The 22,849-nt window shown below is 64.4% G+C and carries 19 protein-coding genes and 2 pseudogenes; 8 read left to right on the plus strand and 13 right to left on the minus strand.

Annotation, left to right across the window (positions count from 1 at the left end):
* Positions 1-14 precede the first annotated feature (14 nt).
* Entirely contained in the window at positions 15-866 is an 852-nt protein-coding gene (locus ABID58_RS29190) for a caspase family protein (protein ID WP_148755890.1), read from the minus strand.
* Between the two features lie 409 nt (positions 867-1,275).
* Here ABID58_RS29190 and ABID58_RS29195 point away from each other — a divergent pair, with 409 nt between their 5' ends.
* The 4 genes from ABID58_RS29195 to ABID58_RS29210 all read left to right on the plus strand — a co-directional run bounded on the left by ABID58_RS29195 (position 1,276) and on the right by ABID58_RS29210 (position 7,646).
* Positions 1,276-3,003 (plus strand): hypothetical protein, encoded by a 1,728-nt coding sequence (locus tag ABID58_RS29195; RefSeq protein ID WP_354036278.1) that lies wholly within the window; start codon positions 1,276-1,278, stop codon positions 3,001-3,003.
* Between the two features lie 273 nt (positions 3,004-3,276).
* Positions 3,277-4,002: a thermonuclease family protein gene (locus ABID58_RS29200; RefSeq protein WP_354036279.1), complete on the plus strand. Its 726-nt coding sequence runs from the start codon at positions 3,277-3,279 to the stop codon at positions 4,000-4,002.
* A 106-nt stretch (positions 4,003-4,108) separates the two neighbouring features.
* Entirely contained in the window at positions 4,109-5,296 is a 1,188-nt protein-coding gene (locus ABID58_RS29205) for a pyridoxal-phosphate-dependent aminotransferase family protein (RefSeq protein ID WP_354036280.1), read from the plus strand.
* A 244-nt stretch (positions 5,297-5,540) separates the two neighbouring features.
* The gene (locus ABID58_RS29210) at positions 5,541-7,646 is read left to right on the plus strand and encodes a S9 family peptidase (protein ID WP_354036282.1); all 2,106 of its coding nucleotides are present in this window, start codon (positions 5,541-5,543) and stop codon (positions 7,644-7,646) included.
* A gap of 56 nt (positions 7,647-7,702) precedes the next feature.
* On the opposite strand, the gene ABID58_RS29215 is transcribed toward ABID58_RS29210, so the two are convergent.
* The 6 genes and pseudogenes from ABID58_RS29215 to ABID58_RS29240 all read right to left on the minus strand — a co-directional run bounded on the left by ABID58_RS29215 (position 7,703) and on the right by ABID58_RS29240 (position 14,116).
* Positions 7,703-8,794 carry an SMP-30/gluconolactonase/LRE family protein gene (locus tag ABID58_RS29215; protein WP_354036284.1) on the minus strand — a complete coding sequence of 364 codons (1,092 nt, stop codon included), beginning with the start codon at positions 8,792-8,794 and terminating at the stop codon, positions 7,703-7,705.
* An 84-nt stretch (positions 8,795-8,878) separates the two neighbouring features.
* Positions 8,879-9,598, minus strand: coding sequence for a ribonuclease activity regulator RraA (locus ABID58_RS29220; protein ID WP_354036285.1), 720 nt, complete (start codon positions 9,596-9,598; stop codon positions 8,879-8,881).
* 130 nt (positions 9,599-9,728) lie between these two features.
* Positions 9,729-11,465, minus strand: a complete 1,737-nt coding sequence (gene araD, locus ABID58_RS29225) for an L-arabinonate dehydratase (protein ID WP_354036286.1) — start codon at positions 11,463-11,465, stop codon at positions 9,729-9,731.
* Positions 11,462-12,324: pseudogene (locus ABID58_RS29230) on the minus strand (ABC transporter permease). Before ABID58_RS29230 ends, araD begins: the two are co-directional and overlap by 4 nt.
* Positions 12,325-12,335: 11 nt before the next feature.
* On the minus strand, positions 12,336-13,097 hold the full coding sequence (locus ABID58_RS29235) for an ABC transporter ATP-binding protein (RefSeq protein ID WP_148755898.1): 762 nt from the start codon (positions 13,095-13,097) through the stop codon (positions 12,336-12,338).
* Positions 13,097-14,116 carry an ABC transporter substrate-binding protein gene (locus ABID58_RS29240; protein WP_354036288.1) on the minus strand — a complete coding sequence of 340 codons (1,020 nt, stop codon included), beginning with the start codon at positions 14,114-14,116 and terminating at the stop codon, positions 13,097-13,099. The genes ABID58_RS29235 and ABID58_RS29240 overlap by 1 nt, the downstream gene beginning before the upstream one ends.
* Before the next feature lie 94 nt (positions 14,117-14,210).
* On the opposite strand from ABID58_RS29240, the gene ABID58_RS29245 reads away from it, so the two are divergent.
* The 3 genes from ABID58_RS29245 to ABID58_RS29255 all read left to right on the plus strand — a co-directional run bounded on the left by ABID58_RS29245 (position 14,211) and on the right by ABID58_RS29255 (position 19,106).
* A complete protein-coding gene (locus tag ABID58_RS29245) occupies positions 14,211-14,915 on the plus strand; it encodes a GntR family transcriptional regulator (RefSeq protein WP_354036289.1) in 705 nt (234 codons plus the stop codon).
* A 197-nt stretch (positions 14,916-15,112) separates the two neighbouring features.
* Positions 15,113-15,532: a response regulator gene (locus tag ABID58_RS29250; RefSeq protein ID WP_148755901.1), complete on the plus strand. Its 420-nt coding sequence runs from the start codon at positions 15,113-15,115 to the stop codon at positions 15,530-15,532.
* The gene (locus tag ABID58_RS29255; protein WP_354036290.1) at positions 15,510-19,106 is read left to right on the plus strand and encodes a PAS domain S-box protein; all 3,597 of its coding nucleotides are present in this window, start codon (positions 15,510-15,512) and stop codon (positions 19,104-19,106) included. The genes ABID58_RS29250 and ABID58_RS29255 overlap by 23 nt, the downstream gene beginning before the upstream one ends.
* A gap of 139 nt (positions 19,107-19,245) precedes the next feature.
* On the opposite strand, the gene ABID58_RS29260 is transcribed toward ABID58_RS29255, so the two are convergent.
* Positions 19,246-19,881: a response regulator transcription factor gene (locus tag ABID58_RS29260; RefSeq protein ID WP_148756727.1), complete on the minus strand. Its 636-nt coding sequence runs from the start codon at positions 19,879-19,881 to the stop codon at positions 19,246-19,248.
* A gap of 176 nt (positions 19,882-20,057) precedes the next feature.
* On the opposite strand from ABID58_RS29260, the gene ABID58_RS29265 reads away from it, so the two are divergent.
* Positions 20,058-20,360 (plus strand): hypothetical protein, encoded by a 303-nt coding sequence (locus tag ABID58_RS29265; protein ID WP_148756726.1) that lies wholly within the window; start codon positions 20,058-20,060, stop codon positions 20,358-20,360.
* 40 nt (positions 20,361-20,400) lie between these two features.
* Here ABID58_RS29265 and ABID58_RS29270 read toward each other — a convergent pair whose 3' ends face one another.
* The 5 genes and pseudogenes from ABID58_RS29270 to ABID58_RS29290 all read right to left on the minus strand — a co-directional run.
* Positions 20,401-20,904, minus strand: a complete 504-nt coding sequence (locus ABID58_RS29270; protein WP_148756725.1) for a response regulator — start codon at positions 20,902-20,904, stop codon at positions 20,401-20,403.
* Positions 20,905-21,046: 142 nt separating this feature from the next.
* The gene (locus ABID58_RS29275) at positions 21,047-21,364 is read right to left on the minus strand and encodes a PilZ domain-containing protein (protein ID WP_128963451.1); all 318 of its coding nucleotides are present in this window, start codon (positions 21,362-21,364) and stop codon (positions 21,047-21,049) included.
* A gap of 2 nt (positions 21,365-21,366) precedes the next feature.
* On the minus strand, positions 21,367-22,236 hold the full coding sequence (locus ABID58_RS29280) for a CheR family methyltransferase (RefSeq protein WP_354036291.1): 870 nt from the start codon (positions 22,234-22,236) through the stop codon (positions 21,367-21,369).
* 34 nt (positions 22,237-22,270) lie between these two features.
* Positions 22,271-22,660, minus strand: a complete 390-nt coding sequence (locus tag ABID58_RS29285; protein ID WP_148756723.1) for a response regulator — start codon at positions 22,658-22,660, stop codon at positions 22,271-22,273.
* 36 nt (positions 22,661-22,696) lie between these two features.
* Positions 22,697-22,849, minus strand: a pseudogene (locus ABID58_RS29290) (chemotaxis protein CheW); the annotation flags it as partial.

The following is a 22,849-nucleotide window of genomic DNA, read 5'->3' on the forward strand; positions in this document are numbered from 1 at the left end:
GCTGCCGCTAGAAACTAGCCGCCGGCTTCGTTGAACTGCACGTCCTCGAGCAGCGAGGACGAAACCGTCGGGACCTGGTCGCCTTCGGAGGCGCGGGAGATGGCGACGCGGGTCTTGTTGAAGACGCTTTCGGCGCTGCTACCTTGCGCATTGAGATTGTTGAGGAGCTCGCTGACCAGCGTGCTGTGCTCGCCCTTGCCGTCGTCGACGACCTTGCCGGGCGAGGCCGAGGAGAGGATCAGCGCATTGTCGGGCGTGCCGATCGGCGCGAGGCCATGCGAATAGGAGCGGAAGCGGCGCTCATAGGGATTGCGGCGGGACGCATCGACGACGACGAGCTTGGCCTTGGCGCCCTGCTCCTTCATCATGTTGAGCACGCCCTCGATCGAGACGCCCTGGCGGCGGACGTCGCTTTCCTTCCAGATCACGGCATCGACCGGCAGCATGTAGCTCTCGCGGCCGGCCTGCACGCCGTAGCCGCCGAAGAACAGCATGACGACGGTGTCGTGCCTGATGCGGGACTTGAGGCGGTTGACGGCGCGGACCATGTCGTCCTTGCTCGCGTCCTCCACCATGTCGACGTCAAAACCGTTCTTGCGCAGCGACGAGGACAGCGCGCGCGCGTCGTTGATCGACTGCGTCAGCGGCGCGGTCGCGTCGGGATAATGACCATTGCCGATGACGAGCGCGAGACGCGAGGTCTGGCCCAGCGAGCCCGTGACCTGGTCGGTCGAAACGGCCTTGGCGGCATCGAGCGAACGCATATTCAGCGCAGCATGAGCGCCGATCGCCAGCGACACCGTGCCGATGAGGGCCGCGGCCACCGCAATCGTGCGTCGGGAAATGTCGAGCTGCCTTACATTCATCTCGGTTCATTCCTGTCAGTGCCAAAGACCGTCCATGCGCGCGCACACGGATTGAGTAGCGCGATGGCGTCTTTAGGTTTGAGGGATTGGCCGGGGGAGTGCCCCCGAATTGCGCGCAATTTGCGGCGCCGCACCAAACAAACCCTTAACCGGATATCACCGGCCCGGCAATAGATCGTCCCAAATTTGATCTAAGCCACTGAATATATTGGTTAATTACCCAAACAGATTTCTCCATTTTTGGCTCCCCGTAGCCTTCCGGGGATTGATTATGCAGCTCCCGTGCCGGGCTTTTCCGTGACGTCAGTCACATTTGTATTTCCCGCGAATCCGGGTAGCTTTTCAAAGACTTGTGGGGGACGGGTCATCGACCTGGCTCCCGTGAAAGTCCCCCGCGACCAGGTATTTCATGAGCTTTCATTATTTTGCAGGTGCCGCGTGCCGGGTGCTGACGGCGCGGAAAGACGGCCCCTCCCTTTATGACGTCTGCGATCCCGTCTTGTCGGGCCAAGCCAGCGGCGATCCGCATCTGGCGAAATTTTACAAGACCGCGCTCGGCAACCCGGCGCTGCGGGTGCTGCTGCGCCGCGCCGGCCTGAGCGATCTGCGTGACGAGGCCAAGCTGACCCGGCTGCGCGAGGCTTTGGCCCGCGCCCGCGACGATGCCGAACCCGACTGGGCGGCGGTCGGCCAGCCCATCGCCGATCTCGTCGACACCATCGCGCTCGACCATCCAAAACCGCCGCCGGTCAATTTCGTGGGCGCGATGCCGGCACAATCGCAGATCGACGGCGTGATCCGCGACTGCGCGCAGCATCTGCTCGGCTCGTACCGCAACAACGGTTTCCTGCCGACCTATGCCGCCTTCAACCTGATCGGCGATCCCGATTTTCGCGGCCGCGAGCTGATCATGGCGCTCAGCGGGCTGAACGCGCGTGGCTACAAGAATTCATCGCTGCTGTTCAACCTCGCCCGAGTCTTCATCGCGCGCTCGCCCGCGCGCGCCGTGGTCAATCCACCCTGGCGAGGAATCGCCGAGCCGATGTGGGAGCCGGTGCAGATCCGCCACCGCTCGGCCTATTACGATGCGTTCTTCATCGAGGCGCTGCTCGGCTATGTCGAAACGGGGCTCGCCTCGCCGGCCGACAAGACTGCAGCCGAGCGCGCCATCGCCGACATGGTCGATTTCTGCGTCAACATCAGCCGCGAGCAGGTCGAGGGCAGCGGCGGCCAGCGCTTCAACGTCATCACGGCGCTGGCACCGGCGCCGCATCCGCGCTTTTCGCGCTATTTCGCCCAGATCAAGCAGGACCTTGGCTTCGGCGTCTATGTGCCGGATTGCGACACCACGGCGTGCTCGATTTCCGCGGCGACGCAGGCCGGCTGCACCGATCCGATCATCGACCAGCCGCTGCTGGATTTCTACGCGGGCTATCAGGTGCATGCCGGTGTCAACGAGCCGCGCGTGACGGTGCCGCTCAACGACAATATCGACTACGAAGGCGGCGTTGCGACCTGGATCGACAACCTCAAGGGCGAGCGTCCTTACGGCAACGATCTCGACCCGACGCTCAATCTCGACATTCTCGAGGTGAGCTTTCGCAATCTGGCGCGCTGGAGGATTCTGGAGACACCGGCGCGGCTCGCGACCGTGCATCGCATCATCGGCTTCCAGAAGCGGCTGGCGGCGAGCGGTGCCTTCGCCAATCCGCGCTCGCACATCTATTATCTGCCGGAGCTCTACAGCGCCTATTTCGGCCGCTGCTATGCGGCCTTCCTGGCGCTGCCGCTGGCAGCCCAGGCTGCGATCGATCCCGACGGCGATTTCGATTTCATCCGCCATCGCGTGCTTTCCTATGTCAAGGGCGAGCTGATGGCGGCCGAGATGAACGTGTTCGACGCGGCACTGGCGCTGATCGCGCTCGGCCATCTCGGCGCCGACCCGCGCGCGTTCGCGCCGGCTCTGAACGTGATCGTCAACGCCATCGGCGAAGGCGGCCGCCGCGGCCCGTTCCGCGCCTATGAATGGAACAAGATGAAGACCCCGACGCGGATTTTGGTCGGCGGCCCGGAGGTGACGTCGGCGTTTGTGTTGATGGGACTGGCGGTGGCGCGGAGGCGAATGGTGCGGGGGTGAGACGCACTCCATCCGTGCCCCGGACGCAGCGCAGCGCCTCTTCGGCGGTGCGCTGCAGAGCCGGGGCCCACGACACCGGTACGCTCCCCCGCGATTTTCTGGGTCCCGGCTCAGCGGAGCGGCGTTGCATGCCGCACCGCGTCCGGGACACGAGAACCGTCACACAATGACGGGAAGTTGAAAGCCTCTCCGTCAGGCATGTGCTGGCCGGGCGGCCCAAAGCCGACCACAATTGCGGGGCTTATCGAGATTTTCCCGAACCTTCGGACCGACATGTTGCGAAAAGTCCTGATTGCGCTGTCTCTGCTCGCTGTGCCGTCGCTGGCGCAGGCGGCTGACGTCACCGGCACCGCCAAGGTCCGTGATGGCGATTCCGTCCTGATCGGCAGCACGCGGATCCGGCTTGGCGGCATCGACGCGCCGTCGGCCGACCAGCTTTGCCTCAACAACAAATCCGAGCGCTGGACCTGCGGCGCGGCAGCGCGCGACGAGCTCGCCAAATACACCGAGGGCAAGAGCTGGGTCTGCCATGCCCGCTCGATCGACCGGCGCGGCCGCACCGTGGCGCGCTGCGAGGTCGGCGGCGAGGACATCCAGAAATGGCTGGTGCGCAGCGGCTGGGCCCTGTCCTACGCCCGCGTCTCCCACGATTACGACGCGGACGAGGCTGCCGCACGTGAGGCAAAAGCCGGGATGTGGCAGGGCGCCTTCATCGCCCCCTGGGACTGGCGCGTGCGCAACAAGAAGACGACGATTTTGGGCGCCACCAAGCCGCCCGAAGGCGCCCATGCAGTGCTGCTCGCCTCGGCTTCGGGGCCGGTCGCGCCCTCGCCGGACTGCACCATCAAGGGCAACGTCAACACGGCCGGCGAGTGTATCTATCACACCCCGAACAGCCGCTGGTACACCCAGATCAAGATGAAGATCAGCAAGGGCACACGCTGGTTCTGCTCGGTCGAGGAGGCCGAGGCCGCCGGCTGCCGCGAGACGAAGCGATAACCCACCTCAGACCTGCATTTTACGTGCTTTTCTCAGGCTGCGCCGCCGCGTAGAAGAGTGAATCAGCGACCCACCAGACAGTCTTCACGACACAAGGAAGATAGCAATGACCGTTCGCGCGGGCCGGGAATTTCTGGCCATCCCCGGGCCCACCACGATGCCCGACGCGGTGCTGCAGGCGATGCATCGTCCGGCGATCGACATCTACTCCAGGGAGATGCTCGACCTGACTGAAAGCCTGCTCCGCGACATCTCGAATCTGTTCGCGACCAAGGGCAAGTCCTACATCTACATCGCCAACGGCCACGGCGCCTGGGAAGCCGCGCTGAGCAACGTGCTGTCGCGCGGCGACAAGGTGCTGGTGCTGGAGAGCGGACGGTTTGCGATCGGCTGGGGCAATGCGGCAGCGCTGATGGGCGCCGAGGTCGAGGTGCTCAAGGGCGACTGGCGCCGTGCGGTGCGGCCGCACGAGGTCGAGGAGCGGCTGCGCCGCGACTCCGAGCACAAGATCAAGGCCGTCGTCGTCGTCCAGATCGATACGGCCTCAGGCGTGCAGAACGACATCGAGGCGATCGGCAAGGCGATCAAGGCGGCCGGCCATCCCGCGCTGTACATGGTCGACACCGTCGCCTCGCTCGGCTGCATGCCGTTCGAGATGGACAAATGGGGCGTCGACGTCGCGATGTCCGGCTCGCAGAAGGGCCTGATGACGCCGCCCGGCCTCGGCTTCGTCTCCGCGAACGCGCGTGCGCTGGAAGCCCACAAGAAGGCGAACATGGCAACGCCCTATTGGAGCTGGAGCGAGCGCGAGGGCACCGAGAACTATCGCAAATATGCCGGCACCGCGCCGGTGCATCTGTTGTTCGCGCTGCGCCAGGCGATCGACCTTATTCACGAGGAAGGCCTGGAGAACGCGTTCCGCCGCCACGCCCTGCTCGGCGAAGCCGCGCGGCGGGCGGTCGGCGCATGGACTGAGGGCCAGGTGCTCGGCTTCAACGTCGCCGAACCGCATGAGCGCTCCAACACCGTGACCACGGTGACCATGACCACCGGCCACGATCCCGCGGTGCTGCAGCGCTATTGCAAGGAGAAGTGCGGCGTCGTGCTCGGCACCGGCATCGGCGATCTCTCGGGACAAGCTTTCCGCATCGCCCATATGGGCCATGTTAACGCGCCGATGCTGCTCGGCACGCTCGGGGTCATCGAGGTCGGCCTCAACGCGCTGAAGATCCCGCACGGCAAAGGCGGGCTCGAGGCGGCGGTGGCGTATCTCGGCGAGCAGGTGGCGGCGTAGGCTTCTTCGCCTCTCCCTGCGTGCGGGGAGAGGCCGGAATGGGCGCGCTTCCGCGCGCATTCCGGGTGAGGGGGACTCTCCGCGAATCCAACTCTCACCTCCCTCGCGGAGACTCCCCCTCTCACCCCACCCTCTCCCCGCAAGCGGGGCGAGGGAGCCGACCGCCGGTGCAAGCGGCCTCCTTTAAATCCCCCATATTCGATCTGATATAGAGGCAAGACACATCCCTGCTTCGAGGATCGATTTGCCCAACACCAGCAAAATCAGCACCGCTCCGGTCGCCCCGCGCCGGCCGCATTCCTTCACCCACCACGGCATCACTGTCGCCGACGACTATGCCTGGCTGAAGGACGCAAAATGGCAGGAGGTGCTGCGCGAGCCAAAAGGGCTCGATCCCGACATTCGCAAATATCTGGATGAAGAGAACGGCTACACCGAGAGCCTGCTCGGCCACACCGCGAGCTTGCAAAAGACGCTGGTGCGCGAGATGCGCGCCCGCATCAAGGAAGACGATTCCAGCGTGCCGTCGCCGGACGGACCGTTCGCGTATTTCCGCAAATTCCGCGAGGGCGGCCAGCACGAGCTGTTCGGCCGCATGCCGCGCGAGGGCGGCGAGGGCGATATCGTGCTCGACGGCGATGCGCTGGCAAAAGACCACAAATACTTCAAGTTCGGCGGCAGCCGCCACTCGGACGATCACAAGCTGCAGGCCTGGAGCGCCGACACCAAAGGCTCGGAATATTTTACGATCCGCGTCCGCGACTGGGCTACGGCCAAGGACCTCGACGACGTCATCGAGGAGACCGACGGCGGCGTCGTCTGGAGCAAGGACGCGAAGTCCTTCTTCTATGTGAAGCTCGACGACAATCACCGCCCGATGCAGGTGTGGCGGCACAGGCTCGGCACCAGGCAGGCGGACGACACGCTGGTCTATGAGGAACAGGATTCCGGCTGGTTCACCCATCTGCATGAGAGCACCAGCGGCCGCTTCTGCGTGATCGCCGGTGGCGACCACGAGACGAGCGAGCAGCGGCTGATCGATCTCACCCATCCGGAAGCGCCGCCGCGCCTTGTCGCAGCGCGCCAGGAGGGCGTGCAATATTCGCTCGCCGATCGCGGCGACGAGCTCTTCATCCTCACCAATGCCGACGACGCCATCGACTTCAAGATCGTCACGGCACCGCTCGCCTCGCCCGAGCGGAACAACTGGCGCGACCTGATCCCCTATCGTCCCGGCATCTACATCATCGATCTCGATCTCTATGCCGGCCATCTGGTGCGGCTGGAGCGCGCCAACGCGCTGCCCGCGATCGTGATCCGCGACCTCAAGACGACGGAGGAGCACGCCATCGCGTTCGACGAGGCCGCCTATTCGCTCGACACGATGGGCTCCTACGAATTCGACACGACAAATTTGCGTTTTGCCTATTCGTCGATGACGACGCCGTCGGAGGTCTACGACTACGACATGGCCAAGCGCACGCGCACCTTGCGCAAGCGCCAGGAAATTCCGTCCGGGCACGTTGCGAGCGACTACGTCACCACCCGCATCATGGCAAAGGCGCAGGACGGCGCCGAGGTGCCGGTCTCGATCCTCTATCGCCGCGGGCTCAAGCTCGACGGCGCGGCGCCGCTGCTGCTCTATGGCTACGGCTCCTACGGCATGGCGATGCCGGCCTCGTTCAGCGCCAACCGGCTGTCGCTGGCCGACCGCGGTTTCGTCTACGCCATCGCCCATATCCGCGGCGGCGCCGACAAGGGCTGGGGCTGGTATCTCGACGGCAAGCGCGAGAAGAAGACCAATTCGTTCGATGATTTCGCCGCCAGCGCCCGCGCGCTGATCGATGGGAAATATACCAGCGCCAAGCGTATCGTCGGCCATGGCGGCTCGGCCGGCGGCATGCTGATGGGCGCGGTCGCCAACCGTGCCGGCGAACTATTCGCGGGCATCGTCTCCGAAGTGCCGTTCGTCGACGTGCTCAACACCATGCTCGACGACACGCTGCCGCTGACGCCGCCCGAATGGCCGGAATGGGGCAACCCGATCGAGAGCGAAACGGATTTTCGCACCATCCTGTCCTACTCGCCCTACGACAACGTCGCGGCAAAAGACTATCCGGCGATTTTGGCGATGGGCGGCTTGACCGATCCGCGTGTCACCTACTGGGAGCCCGCCAAATGGATCGCCCGCCTGCGCGCGACCATGACCGGCGGCGGTCCGGTCCTGCTCCGCACCAACATGGGCGCCGGCCATGGCGGCGCCTCGGGACGCTTTGACCGGCTCGATGAAGTCGCGATCGTGTATGCGTTCGCGCTGTGGGCCGCGGGAATGGCGGAGGCGGAGGGCTGACCTCTCCCTCTCCCCGTTCTTACGGGGAGAGGCGAAGGGCACCGTCGCTTCGTGCCTCACACCGCCCCATGCGCCTCCACATAAAGCGCGTAGATCGAGTGGCAGCTCGCCATGTAGAGGCGGTTGTTCTTCGGCCCGCCGAAGCACAGATTTTCGCAGCGCTCGGGCAACTTGATGAAGGCGAGCGGCTTGCCCTCGGAGCTGAACACCATGACGCCATCGAGATCCTCCGACTTGCCCTTGAGCTGGTAGACCTTGCGGCCACCGACGTCGCTCGGCTCGGACTGCAGTGCGCCGTTGGAGCCCCAGCCGCACCAGAGATTGCCGTCGCGGTCGACGCGAAAACCGTCGAGCGAGCCCTGGTCGGCGGCGTCGATCAGCTTGGTCTTGCCGCTGAGGCTACCGTCGTCGCCGACATTGTAGCTCCAGATGCTGCGATTGGGCGTACCCTTCCACTCGACGACATAGAGTTTCTTCTCATCCGGCGAGAAGGCGATGCCGTTCGGATTGACGAGGTCGGTGAGCACGGCGGTGAGCTTGCCGTCCCTGGCGATGCGGTAGACGTTAGTGGTGGCCTGCTCCGGCTTCTCCTTCTTGCCCTCCCACTCGCCGGCAATGCCGAAGATCGGATCGGTGAACCAGATGCTGTCGTCGGACTTCACCACGATGTCGTTCGGCGCGTTCAGCCGCTTGCCCTCGAACTTGTCGGCGAGCACTGTGATCTTGCCGTCCTTCTCGGTGCGGGTGATACGGCGCGTGACCGAGTGCTCACAGGTGACAAGCCGGCCCTGACGGTCGCGCGTATTCCCGTTGGCGTAATTGGCGTTGGCGCGGAACACGCTGGTCTGCCCGGTCTTCTCGTCGAATTTCATGATCCGGTTGTTGGGAATGTCGGAGAACAGGAGATAACCGCCTTCCGGGAAATAGACCGGACCTTCGGCCCAGCGCAGGCCAGTCGCGACCTGCTCGAGCGTCGAGGAATAGAGCCGGTATTTTGCAAAGCTCGGGTCGAGGATCTGGACGGCAGGGTCCGGATAGCGCTGAGCGGGCGTGAACGGAAACGATTGCGCACCGGCCGCGCGGGCCAGCAGCGTCGAAGCCGCCGCCGCGCCGGCGCTGGACAAGAGATTGCGTCGCGTGAAAGTCATAGGAGTCCTCCCTGCTTGATAAAAGGCCGGCACTTGATGTGGCCGGCCTGTTTCTTGACGTGATCGGTTTTGGCGCGAACGGCCTTACCGGCCATTCTTCTTCCGCCATTCCGCGAAGTCGGTGAGCGTCTGCGGGTCGGTCGCGGGATAAAGGCCGAAAATGCCGCGGCCCTTGCCGACCTCCTCGGTGACGAAATCCTCGAATGCCGTCATCTCGAAGGTTTCATTGGCGATCTCATCGGCGAGATGCGCGGGGATGACGATGACGCCGTCGGCATCGCCCAGAATGATGTCGCCGGGAAACACCGGTGCATCGCCGCAACCGATGGGAACGTTGATCTCGATCGCCTGATGCAGAGTTAAATTGGTCGGCGCGGAGGGGCGATGATGGTAGGCGGGAATGCCGAGCTTGGCGATCTCGGCGGAATCACGAAAACCGCCGTCGGTGACGACGCCGGCGACGCCGCGCTTCATCAACCGCGTCACCAGGATCGCGCCGGCCGAAGCCGCGCGCGCGTCCTTGCGGCTGTCCATCACCAGCACGCTGCCTGCCGGGCAATCCTCGACCGCCTTGCGCTGCGGATGGGAGTGATCCCTGAAGACGTCGATGGTGTTGAGATCCTCGCGCGCCGGCATGTAGCGCAGCGTGAAGGCCTCGCCGACCATGGTCGGCTGGTCGCGGCCTAGGGGATGCACATCCTGGATCATCTGGATGCGCAGGCCGCGCTTGAACAACGCAGTGGCGACAGTGGCGGTGGAGACGGTCTTGAGCTTGTTGCGGGTGGCTTCGCTAAGTTTGGGCATGATGTGCTCTCTCTGATCGTCATTCCGGGACGCGCCACTTGGCGCGAGCCCGGAATCCATTTGGCCTCACATGTTGCGGCTCAATGGATTCCGGGGCTCATCGCTTCGCGATGCCCCGGAATGACGGGGGTTAGTAAATCGACGGCTCGCCGACCGGCGCGCCGAAATCAGTCTCGAGGAAGTCGAAGTCGCAGCCGTCGTTGGCTTGCTTGATGTGCTTGGTGAACATCCAGCCGTAGCCGCGCTCGAAGCGGCGCTCGGGCTGCTTCCAGGCGGCGCGGCGCTTGTCGAGCTCGGCCTCGGGCACATCGAGATTGATGGTGCGCGCGGCGACGTCGAGCGTGATACGATCGCCGTTCTGCACCAGCGCCAGCGGGCCGCCGATGTAGGCCTCCGGTGAAACGTGCAGGATGCAGGCGCCATAGCTGGTGCCGCTCATGCGCGCATCCGAGATGCGCACCACGTCGCGCACGCCCTGCTTCACGAGTTTTGTCGGGATCGGCAGCATGCCCCATTCCGGCATGCCCGGTCCGCCCTGCGGGCCCGCATTGCGCAAGATGAGGACGTGATCCTCGGTGACATCCAGATTGGGATCGTCGATCGCCTTCTTCATCGACGGATAGTCGTCGAACACCAGCGCGGGACCCGTGTGCTTGAGGAAGCGCGGCGCGCAGGCAGAGGGCTTGATGACGCAGCCGTCGGGCGCGAGATTGCCCTTGAGCACGGCGAGCGCGCCTTCCTTGTAGATGGGATTGTCCACGCTGCGAATGACATCGGCATTATGCACCTCGGCGCCGTCGATGTTCTCGCCAAGCGTCTTGCCGCTCACCGTGATGCAGTCGAGATGCAGATGGTCCTTGATCTGGCCCATCAGTGCCGGCAGGCCGCCGGCATAGAAGAAATCTTCCATCAGATAGGCATCTCCGCTCGGGCGGACGTTGGCGATGACGGGCACCTTGCGGCTCGCGATCTCGAAATCGTCGAGGCCGATGTCCTGGCCGGCGCGGCGGGCCTGTGCGATCAGATGGATGATCGCGTTGGTCGAGCAACCCATCGCCATCGCGACCGCGATCGCATTCTCGAAGGCCTTGCGGGTCTGGATCGTCTTCGGCGTCAGATCCTCCCACACCATCTCGACGATGCGGCGGCCGCATTCAGAGGCCATGCGGATGTGGTTGGCATCCGCGGCGGGAATCGAGGAGGCGCCGGGCAGCGTCATGCCAATGGCTTCGGCAATCGCGGTCATGGTCGAGGCCGTGCCCATGGTCATGCAGGTGCCGTAGCTCCGCGCAATGCCGGCTTCGATGTCGAGCCAGTCCTTGTCGGAAATCTTGCCGGCGCGCCGCTCGTCCCAGTATTTCCAGCCGTCCGAGCCGGAGCCGAGCGTCTTGCCCTTCCAGTTGCCGCGCAGCATCGGGCCTGCCGGCAGATAGATCGCCGGAATGTTCATCGAGGTCGCACCCAAGAGCAGCGCCGGCGTGGTCTTGTCGCAGCCGCCCATCAGCACGACGCCGTCAACCGGATGGCTGCGCAGCAGCTCCTCGGCTTCCATCGCCAGGAGATTACGATAGAGCATGGTGGTCGGCTTCAGCAGCGACTCCGACAGCGACAGCGCCGGCAATTCCACCGGCAGGCCGCCGGCCATCAGGATGCCGCGCTTGACGTCGTCGACGCGCGACTTGAAGTGCATGTGGCAGGGCTGCGCGTCCGACCAGGTGTTGATGATCGCGATGCACGGCCGGTCCTTCCACTCCTCCGGGGCGTAGCCCATCTGCATGGCGCGGGAGCGGTGGCCGAACGAGCGGAGATCATCGGGCGCGAACCAGCGCGCGCTGCGGAGCTGGTCGGGTGCTTTCTTCTTGGTCATGATTGGGTGCCCCATTTCTGGACGGTGTTCCGCTCGATGGCGCGGAAGATCAGGTTCTCGACAAAGAGCCCGATGATAATCACCGTCAAGAGGCCCGCGAACACTGCGGGTATGTCGAGCAGGTTGCGGTTCTCGAAGATAAACCAGCCGAGCCCGCCCTGGCCCGAGGACACTCCGAACACCAGCTCGGCGGCGATGAGCGTGCGCCAGGCAAAGGCCCAGCCGATCTTCAGACCGGTGAGGATGGAGCCGAAGGCCGCGGGAATCAGGATCTTTGCGACATAGGGCAGCCCGCGCAGGCCGTAATTGCGGCCGACCATGCGCAGCGTGTTGGACACGCTCTTGAAGCCGGAATGGGTGTTGAGCGCGACCGGCCACAGCACCGAATGGATCAGCACGAAGACGAGACTGCCATTGCCGAGGCCGAACCAGATCAGCGCCAACGGCAGCAGCGCGATCGCCGGCAACGGGTTGAACATCGCCGTCACCGTTTCCAGGAAGTCGGTGCCGATGCGGGTCGAGATCGCGAGCACGGTGAAGATCGCAGCCAGCACAATGCCGGCCGAATAGCCCATGAACAGCACCTTCAGCGAGGTCCAGGCCCGCATTGGAATAGTGCCGTCCTTCACGCGGTCGGACAGCGTCGCGATGGTGTCGTGCAGCGTGGGAAACAGCAGGGGGTTGTCGAGGTAAACACCGTAAGCTTCCCAGATCGCGGCCAGAAACAGGATGATGACGGCCTTGCGAACAAAGCGTCGTTCCACAGCAGCTCGGCCACACTCAGCTTGCGCTCGACCTCACCCGTGCCACTGACGGCAGCGACCGGCGCATGACTCAGCAAAATCTTCACTTCGCCCATGAGCGGCTCCCCTAGTGCGCGGTGGCTTCGCCGGCGAACAGGAGATCGTGAATCTCCTTTTCGAGCCGGCCGGCGCTGCCGTCGTCATTGCCCACCTTGTCGACGTCGACCACCTCGGCCTTGACACGGCCGGGATGCGGCGACAGCAGCAGGATGCGGTTGCCGATGCGGATCGCTTCCGCGATCGAATGCGTCACGAACAGCACGGTGAACCTGGTTTCGCTCCAGAGCTGAAGCAGCTCGTCCTGGCAGGTCCGGCGCGTCAGTGCGTCGAGCGCTGCGAACGGCTCGTCCATCAGCAGGATGTCCGGTTCCATCGCCATGCCGCGCGCGATCGCAACGCGCTGCTTCATGCCGCCGGAGAGCGTGTGCGGATAGGCGTCGACCACGCGGGTGAGGCCGACCTTCTCGATATAGGCCCGCGCCCGCGCTTCAGCGTCCTTGCGCGACAGCTTTCGCGCGGTCAGCAGCGGGAACATCACATTGGCGAGAACGCTCTTCCAGGGCAGGAGCTGGTCGAATTCCTGAAAGATCATCATGCGGTCGGCGCCAGGGCCGCGGATCTCGCGATCGCCGATCGTCATGCGGCCCTCGCTCGGTGACATGTAGCCGCCGACGGCCTTGAGCAGGGTCGACTTGCCGCAGCCGGACGGTCCGAGCAGCACGAAGCGGTCGGACTTGTCGACGGTGAAGCTCACCCTCTCCGTGGCGGTGACGACGGCGCTGGAGGTCTTGTAGCGCAGCGTCACCCCACTGACGTCGAGCAGTGCCATCAGTTGCCCTTCAGGTCGTGCGCGACGGGGAGATAGTAATCGGTCCAGGCCTTGGGCTGGGTCTTCAGCGTGCCGGTCTTGTAGAGGTGGGCCGCGAACTTCATCGTGCCCTGCGGCTCGAGATTCCATTCCATCATGCCGGGTTCTTTCAGGAGATCGAGCAGCTCCTCCACCGTGGTCTTGTCGCCGGTGATCTCCTTGTAGATCTCGACCGCCTGTTTGGTATCGCTGCGGATCAGGTCCTGCGCTTCCTTGGTCGCGTCGCGCACGGCCTGAATGATTTTAGGATTGGCGTCGGCGAATTTGGTGGTGGTGAAGAACTGCGCCTGACTGAGCGGGCCGCCCATCACGTCAGGCGAGTTCAGCACGACATGCGCGCCCGGCACGTTCTTCAGCTCGAGGAACGTGAAAGGCGGGATCGAGAAATGGGTGTGCACCTCGTGCTTGGGATTCGACAGCGCCGCATAAGCATCGGGATGGCCAAGCTGCACGGTATTGGCATCGAGCTTCGACCATTGGTCGGCGCCGAAGGCCTCTGCCGCCGCAATCTGAAGCACGATCGCCTGCGTCGAAACTTTCACGGTCGGCACCGCGATCTTGTCGCTCGGGCCAAAATCCTTGATCGACTTGATGTTGGCGTCACGGCTGATCAGCGTCATCGGCTGCGCCGAGGTCGCGACGATGCCCTTCACGCCGCCGCGGGTGCGATCCCACAGCAGCAGCAGATTGCCGGTGCCGGTGTTGAGAATGTCGACGCCACCTGCGAGCAGCGCATCGGTCTGCGCGCCGCCGCCGGAGAAGGTCACCCATTTGGTGGTGACGCCGGGCACGCCGAGCAAAGCCGCGTGCTTCTCGATCAGCTTCTGCTTCTCCATGATGTGGCTCGGCATGTAGAAAATGCCGGGCTGCCGCGACAAGGAGATCTCGGATTTCTGCTGCGCCTGCGCGGGCGAGGTCGACAGGACCGCCGCGGCGATCAGGGCGATGACTGTGCAGCCGCGCTGGAATTGCTTGATCATTGTTGTTCGTTTCCTCCGGCCGGCATTGACGCGCAACCGGGCTGATGCACTAATGCATTAGTGCATCAAAGGCAAGTCCGCCGGAGCCGCAGCCATGGAATCAGCCCATCCCGTGCCGCGCGCGGCCGCCCGGCTCGACCGAGCCCGGCAGGCCGCGCCGCAGGTGTTCGAGCGGCTGCGCAATGCGATCATTGCGCTGGAATTGCCGCCCGGCGCGCCGCTGTCGCGTGCAGAGCTGGCCGGCCAGTTTGGCGTCAGCTCAACGCCGGTGCGCGACGCGCTGATGCGGCTTGAGGAAGAAGGCCTGGTCGACGTATTTCCGCAGCACGCGACCGTGGTCAGCCAGATCGACGTCGACCGCGCGCAACAGGCGCATTTCCTGCGCCAGGCGCTGGAGCTGGAGATCGTCCGGCTCCTTGCCGACAAACCTGATCCTGCCCTGATCATTCGGCTGGATCACGCCATTGCGTTGCAACAGCAATTCGCGAAGGCCGGCGACTTCGAGGCCTTCATTGCCGGCGATAATGATTTCCACGCCCAGCTCTATGCCGCCGCCCGGAAGCAGGACCTTTGGATGCTGGTGCGAAGCCGCAGCGGACATATTGACCGGCTGCGCCGGCTGCATCTGCCCTCGCCCGGCAAGGCCCAGAACATCGTACGCCACCACAAGCTGATCACGCGTGCAATCGAGGCGAAAGATGCCCAGGCTGCGCAGCAGCATCTGCGCAAGCATCTATCAGGCACGCTGAGCGAGCTGGATAGGATCCGCGAGCGCTATCCCGAATATCTCTCCGACTAGGCGGCACCGAGGACCAGGCGGGCACCGGGTCATTTGCACGCAGACATGCATATGACTTGCACGCAACCCCGGCGATCACACGTCGCAATGGGCGCGAAGTGCTTGCAGGCCAGGCACGATCCGCGCAACAGTTCCGTATTTGATGCTTTGATTTGGGTCGCAGGGAACTTCCCCCGCCCGATCCGGAGGTTTTTGACGTGGCCAACATCCTGATCGTGGATGACGACCCGGCCGTCCAGCTTACGATACGCCTGCTGTTGGAGCGGGCCGGTCATCACGTGACGGTCGCCGGCGACGGCCGCAAGGGGCTCGTCCTGTTCGAGGGCGGCCAGTTCGACCTGCTGTTCCTCGACATCTTCATGCCCGGCATGGACGGGCTGGAGACGATGCGTCACGTGCGGGCGCTCCAGCCTGCTATACCGATCATCGTGATTTCCGGCCGCTCGATCACGCCGGACGCCTATGCGGAGCCCGACTTCCTGAAGATGGCGATCAAGCTCGGCGCGGTCGCCAGCCTGCAGAAGCCGTTCCGGGCGGATGTGCTGCTGACGATGGCCGACCGTTGCCTGAAGTCGGGCGAGCCGGCGGGGCCCAATGTCAGCACCAGCCGCCAATGACAAGGGCCTTCGTTCCGTTCCAGGCCGGAACAGGCGCGGCCATGCGGGAAGCGGAGCGAACATTCCCATGAGACTCGCAACGCGGCTCACGATCGCGATGATCCTGCTGGTGGCGGTGACCGTGGCCGCAGTGGGGTGGCTGGGCTATCGCAACACGACCCAAGCCGTCATTCCGCGGGTCCTGGAACGCGTCGAAGCCCAGTCACGCCTCCTGGCGACCAATCTTGAATCCTACGTTGCCGGAGCCCGCGGCGATCTCCTCGGCTATCGCTCCGCCGCAGCCATCAATGGCCTGATCCGCGCCCATATCGCAGGCGGCATCGACACTCTCGACGGCGTTTCCGAGCAAACCTGGCGCGAGCGCATCGCCGCGCGCCTCGCGGCCGAGATCGACGCCAAGCCCAGCTATGGGCAGTTTCGAATTATCGGCCTTGATGACGATCAGCGCGAGCTGGTCCGCGTCGATCGCTCCGGCCCGAACGGAACGGCGCGGATCGTCCCCAATAGCGAACTGGAGCGCAAGACCGAGCGAACCTATTTTCAGGACACAATGCGACTGGCGCCGGGCGAGGTCTATGTTTCTCCGGTCGATCTCGCCAGCCGCCACGGGGGAACCGCGGACCTTCACATTCCGACGTTGCGGGTCGCGACGCCGCTGTTCACGCCGGACGGCAAGCCGTTCGGCATCATCATCGCCAATATCGACATGCGCCGGGCACTGGACAGTGTCCGCGCGACCACGAGCACAGGGGGAGAAATCTACGTCGTAAGCTGGCGCGGCGATTATCTCGTCCACCCCGATCGTGCGCGGGAATTCGGCTCAATGCGCGGCCATCCCACCGACTGGCGCCAAGACTTTCCATTTTTTGCCACGCTGGCCGGCAAGCTCGACGGATCCACCCATCTGACGACCGACGAGTCGGGCCGGCCGAGCGGCGCGGCGATCGCGCCAGCACTGCTTGCAGGCAAGGAATGGATCGCGGTGGTCGAAACGATCCCCCCGCCCGTGTTCGGCCGGGTGCCGGCGGCCATTCAAAAGACCTCCTTGCTCGTCGGCGTACTTGCCGTGCTCGCCGCGGCTGCGCTCGCGGTGCTCCTGGCGCGCTCCTTGACGCGCCCGATCGGGCGTCTCACCGAAGCTGTGGAGGCCATCGGCCGCGGACGGCCGGCAGACATCCCCGTCGATGCCGGCGGCGAGACGGGCGTGCTGGCGCGGGCCTTTGCCCAGATGGTCGAAGAGACCCGGGTGAAAACCGCCGCGCTCGAACGCGAGATCGAGGACCATCGCCGCACCGAGGCTGCGCGAATCCATCATGAAGCGCGTGAGCGCCTGTTCAGTGCCGCGGTCGAGTCATCCGACGATGCGATCGTGATGCAATCGCTCGACGCCGTCATCACCGGCTGGAATCCTGCCGCCGAACGTCTCTACTTCTATTCGGCGGACGAGGCGATCGGGAAGTCCACCTCGATCATCGTCCCGACCGACCGCCGCGAGCAGGGCAAGGATATTTTGCAGCGTATCGCCCGGGGCGAGCCGATCGAGCGCTTCGAGACGGTGCGCCTGCGCAAGGACGGCACGCCGGTCGAGATCTCGCTCAGCCTGTCGCCGATCAGAGGGCCGTTGGGCGAGATCATGGGTGCCTCCGGATCCGCGCGCAGCCTGACTGAAGCGCGGCGCGCGGAGCGGGCGCTACAGCAGCAACTGGAGGAGCGGCGGCAGCTTTTTGACACCTCGCAGGATCTGATCATGATCATGAACTCGCGGGGCCACATCGCGCAGATCAGCCCGAGCTGTGAGACCGTGCTCGGCTACAAGCCCGACGAGATGATCGGCCGCAGCGGCGTCGATTTCATCCATCCCGGCCATCTCGACCAATCCCGCGAGGAGATGCGCGCACTCCGGCGCGGCGGACATCCGAAGCTCGCCGACACGCGGTGCATTCACAAGGACGGCCACGAGGTCTGGCTGTCCTGGCTCGGCAATTGGTCGGATCAGGCCAAGCGTTTCTTCTTCGTCGGGCGCGATATGACCGAGGCGAGGCACGCCGCCGAATCCTTGCGTGACAGCGAGCAGCTTGCGCGCAACATCGTCGAGACCGCGCTCGACGCCTTCGTCCAGACCGACGATCGCAGCACCATCCAGAACTGGAGCTCGCGGGCCGAGGAGCTGTTCGGCTGGCGGCGCGACGAGGCGCTGGGCAAGAACGCGGTCGACCTGATCGTTGCGGAAAGCGAGCGCGAGAGGGTCAAGGCCGGCCTCGCCCGCTTCCTCGACTCCGCGGATGGCCAGACCCTCAACCGCCGCCGCGAGCTCATGGTCCGACGCCGCGACGGCAAGGAGTTCAAGGCGGAGCTGAGCGTCACGGCGCTGCGGCGCCGCGAGGGCGTCCTGTTCAACGTGTTTTACCGTGACCTCACCGACAAGATCGCCTCCGAGGAGCGCATCCGCCATGCCGAGAAGATGGAGGCGGTCGGCCAGCTCACCGGCGGCGTGGCGCACGATTTCAACAATATCCTCACCGTGATCACCGGGACGATCGAGATCCTGGCCGATGCCGTGGCCAAGGATCCGGGGCTCGCCGCGATCACGAAGATGATCGACGAGGCCGCTGGCCGTGGCGCCGAGCTGACCCAGCATCTGCTGGCCTTCGCACGCAAGCAGCCGCTGCGGCCGCGCGAGATCGACATCAATTCGCTGATCATCGACACCGCAAAGCTGCTGCGGCCGACCCTGGGCGAGCAGATCCAGATCGAATCCGTGTTCGAGGACGAGAGCTGCGTCGCCGTGGTCGACCCGAACCAGCTCACCACGGCGATCCTCAACCTCGCGCTCAACGCGCGCGACGCGATGCCCGGGGGCGGCAAGCTGATCGTGGAGACGGGCGCCGCCTATCTCGACGAGGTCTATGCCAGCGTCAACGACGTCAGGCCCGGCCACTACGTGCTGATCGCGGTGAGCGACACCGGCACCGGCATTCCTTCCCATATGCTGGCGCGCGTGTTCGACCCCTTCTTCACCTCGAAGGGCCCGGGTAAGGGCACCGGGCTCGGGCTCTCCATGGTCTACGGCTTCATCAAGCAGTCCGCGGGCCACATCAAGATCTACAGCGAAGAAGGCCACGGCACCACGATCAAGATGTATCTGCCGCCGGGCAAGACACCGACGCCGGTCGCCGATGGCGTGATGCCAGCCTCAAGCGAGGGCGGTCACGAGACTATCCTCGTGGTCGAGGACGACCGGCTGGTGCGTGACTACGTGCTGGCCCAGCTGCATTCGCTCGGCTACGTCACCCTGCAGGCCGCCAATGCCGCGGAGGCGCTCACCATCGTCGCGAGCGGCAAGCCGTTCGACCTGCTGTTCACCGACGTGATCATGCCCGGCAAGATGAACGGACGACAGCTCGCCGATGAGGTGCTGAAGACGCGCCCCGACCTCAGGGTGGTCTACACGTCGGGCTATACCGAGAACGCGATCATCCATCACGGCCGGCTGGATTCAGGCGTGCTGCTGCTGGCGAAGCCCTATCGCAAATCCGATCTGGCGCGGATCATCCGCAAGGCGCTGCAGGCGTAAGGCGCTATCTCGTGTCCCGGACAAGGCGCTGCGTGCAACGCTGCAACGCAGAGCCGGGACCCAGAACTGGCAGCCGTGGAGTTGGAGGGATGGGCCCGGCTCAGCGGCGCATCATTTCATGATGCACCACGAGACCATTTTACGACGCGCGCTGGGCCGCGGTCATCACGATGCGGATCAGATCGGCGGCATTGCGGGCGCCGAGCTTCTTCATGATGTTGGCGCGGTGATCCTCGATGGTGCGCGGGCTGATGCCGAGGGTGCGGCCGGCTTCCTTGTTGGAGGCACCGGCGGCGAACTGCTCGAGCACCTCGCGCTCCCTGCGGGTCAGCGGCTCGCGTCCGGGGAAATGCAGCGAGCCGAACTTCGGCGATGCGTTCTCCGACTGCCGGCGCGCATAGGCGCCGATCGCTTCGTCCAGCCGGCCGACGATCTCGCTGCCGCGGAACGGCTTCTCGATGAAGTCGAGCGCGCCGCTCTTGATGGCGCCCACCGCCATCGCAATGTCGCCCTGGCCGGAGATCATGAAGATCGGCGCGGGATAGTCTTCGCCGTGCAGCTCCTTGAGAATATCGAGGCCCGATTTTCCGGGAATGTGCACGTCGAGCAGCACGGCAGCCGGCGTCCGGCTTCGCGCGACGGAGAGCAGTGCTGCGCCGTCCGCAAAACAGATCACCTCATACCCCGACGCCTTCAACACCATCGACAGGGTGTCGCGAACAGCCGGGTCGTCATCGACCACGAAGATCTCACCACGGGAGGTTTGTTCGACCATGTGCCATGTCCATTCGCCAAGGCGATTGCCAAGTCCGTTCGGCGTTCAAGGACTCGCGTCCGCGCCTAACGTTATGGCTTTCGGCGCAGATTCGACCCACCCCGCATTTGTACGGGACATGAACTTAACGCACAAGTAGCGCCATGGTGCCTTATTGCGGGGGACGGAGAATATCCATGCTAAATTACGCCGGCACTCCCCCGCTCGCCGCGATGGCCGAAACCGACAGCCGTCAGTTGATCACGGCCGAACTTCGCTCCCTGATCGCACGCATCGAGATCAGTATGCGCCTGATCGACGCGGCGATGGAGCCGGATGACGATAGCGCTATCTTGAGCGCTATCTCGGGTTCCACCGAGATTGTCGTGCTCGACGACGTCACGCCCCGTTATGCCACGGCGAGCGCCGCTCTCAACGCCTGCCGGGCCGAGCTCGGCCGGGCCCTTCAGAAGCTGTCGGAATCTGGTAATCCGGACTAGGCAGCAATCAGCGCAGCCGCTTGCATGGCAGCTCCGCGCCTCAGGCGCGGTGCCGCTCCACGATCGCGTCGGTCGCGACGCCGCCCCAGGTATGGATCGTCGGCAGCCCCATCGCCGTCTTGCCGAGATTGGCGAGGCTGATGCGCAGCGCCGCGAGATCCAACGGCTTCGGCAGGCTCTGAAGCTCGATCCCGACCGAGCGGGCGAAGCTGCGGGCGCCGCTGCGGCGCTTGCCGTCCATGCCGCTGATGACGATCACGGAGCCCGTGAATTTCGCCGCCGCCATCTCGCGCAGCACGTCGATGCCGTCGCCATCCTCCAGCACGAGATCGAGCGTCACGCAGTCAAAGCGCGCCGCGCGCAGCTTCTCGATGGCTTCCGCGACCGACGGCGCAACGACGACTTCGTGGCCGGCCTGCTTGGCGGCGACACTGATCAGGCTGCGCTGCGTGGCGTCGTCATCGACCACCAGGAGCTGAAGCGCGCGCCGTTCGGCGACGTCGGGAAGGTTTGACGGGATAGGGGAGAGGGAGCTTCTTGGCATGGCCGGACCCTGAAATTGCGACCTGTCATTGATACACGGTGCGCGCTTAGGCCACGTAAAGCCGGGCCTGCAAATTCGTTCGGATGTTTTCAGAAAATGTGAAGCAACGCCTCGGGAAGGAGCAACACGCTGCGTGTCGCGATCACGCCACCGCATCATGGCCGCTGGCCGCGCCGCGCTTCTTGCGATTCTTGCCGCGTAGGAACTGGATGTCCATCTCGGCGCCGTTGACGCGCACCAGCTCGCAGCGGCGATAGGCAAGGCCGGTGGACGACAGCAGCAGGAAGAACTCCTTGAGGTTCAATCCCTGGATCGAGCCTTCCACCGTGAGGATGGCATCGGTATCGGAAATCGCATTGAGGGTGCAGTCGCGCCGCCACGTGCCGTCGATAGCCATGATGCAGACATCATAGCCCCGACTGAATGTGACGCGCTCTGCGCCCTTGCCATCCTCGGCCATGCCTATCGCCCTGCCATCGCGGCCATCCGCGGCGCCGCGGCACCGGCCGCCGCAGCGGCACGCGGATCATTCGGCCTGTAGAGGCCACGACGATCGGCAATCGGCCTGAACGTATCGGTCAGTCCGACCACGGTCTCCGCAGCGCCGAGCACCATGAAGCCGTCGGGCTCGATCTGGCGGGCCAGGCGGTTGAAGATGTTGATCTTGGTTTCCTGATCGAAATAGATCAGCACGTTGCGGCAGAAGATGACGTCAAACGTACCGAGGTGGGAGAAATCCTGCAGCAGATTGAGCTGCCGATGCTGGATCATCGCCCGCAGATCGGGATTGACTTGCCAGGTCTCGCCGGTCTGCTTGAAATATTTCATCAACATCTGGATCGGCAGGCCGCGCTGCACCTCGAACTGGCTGTAGACGCCGGCCTTGGCCTTCTCCAGCACTTCCTGCGAGAGATCGGTCGCGATGATCTCGACGCGCCAGCCGGTCAGGGCCCCGCCCATCTCCTTCAGGGTCATCGCGAGCGAATAGGGCTCCTGCCCGGTCGAGCCTGCGGCGCACCAGATCCGCACGCTGCGGCGGCTGGCGCGGGCCTTGAGGACTTCCGGCATGATGGTGTCGCGGAAATGGTCGAACGGGACCTTGTCGCGGAAGAAGAAGGTCTCGTTCGTGGTCATGGCTTCGACCACGCTGGTGATCAGCGCGCTCGAGCCGCCTTGCAGCTTCTGCACCAGATCGGAGATACCGGAGAGCCCGGCCTTGCGCGCAAGCGGCAGCAGGCGGCTTTCGATCAGATATTGCTTGTCGGCGGACAGATCGAGACCGGAGCGCTCTTTCAGCAACTTACGCAGATACTCGTAGTCGGGCGGATTCACAGGATACCTCTTGACGCTACTGGCAGGTGTATTTTCAGGCAGCTGTCTCTTCTTCGCGCTCGACCAGCCCGACCTCTTGGAACTTCGCCAACACGATTTCCTTGTCGAACGGCTTCATGATGTACTCGTTGGCACCGCCGCCCATCGCCTTGGTGATGTGGTCGATGCCGTTCTCGGTGGTGCAGAACACCACCTTGGGCTCTTCGCCACCGGGCATGCGGCGCAGCGTGCCCAGGAACTGGAAGCCATCCATGACGGGCATGTTCCAGTCGAGCAGGATGGCTTCCGGCATGGCCTTCTTGCAATGAACCAGCGCCTCGACGCCGTCTTCCGCTTCAATGACTTGGAAGCCCAGCGCTTCGACGATGCGACGGGCGACCTTGCGAACGATGCTGGAATCGTCAACCACCAAACAGGTCTTCATCTTCGTTCTCCGGCTCTAAATGTCTTTCGTGAAAGTTCAGGCAGCCATTTGCACTTCGGTCTTGAGCTCGAGGACGCGATCGACGTCGAGGACAACCATGAGCTGGCCGTCGAGACGGTGGACACCGCCGGCGAGCTTGGCCATGCGGGGGTCGAGGTTGACGGGGTTGTCTTCCTTGCCGTCCTCGGA

The organism is Bradyrhizobium sp. S3.2.6 (assembly GCF_040546885.1).
GTDB classification, from domain to species: domain Bacteria; phylum Pseudomonadota; class Alphaproteobacteria; order Rhizobiales; family Xanthobacteraceae; genus Bradyrhizobium; species Bradyrhizobium cytisi.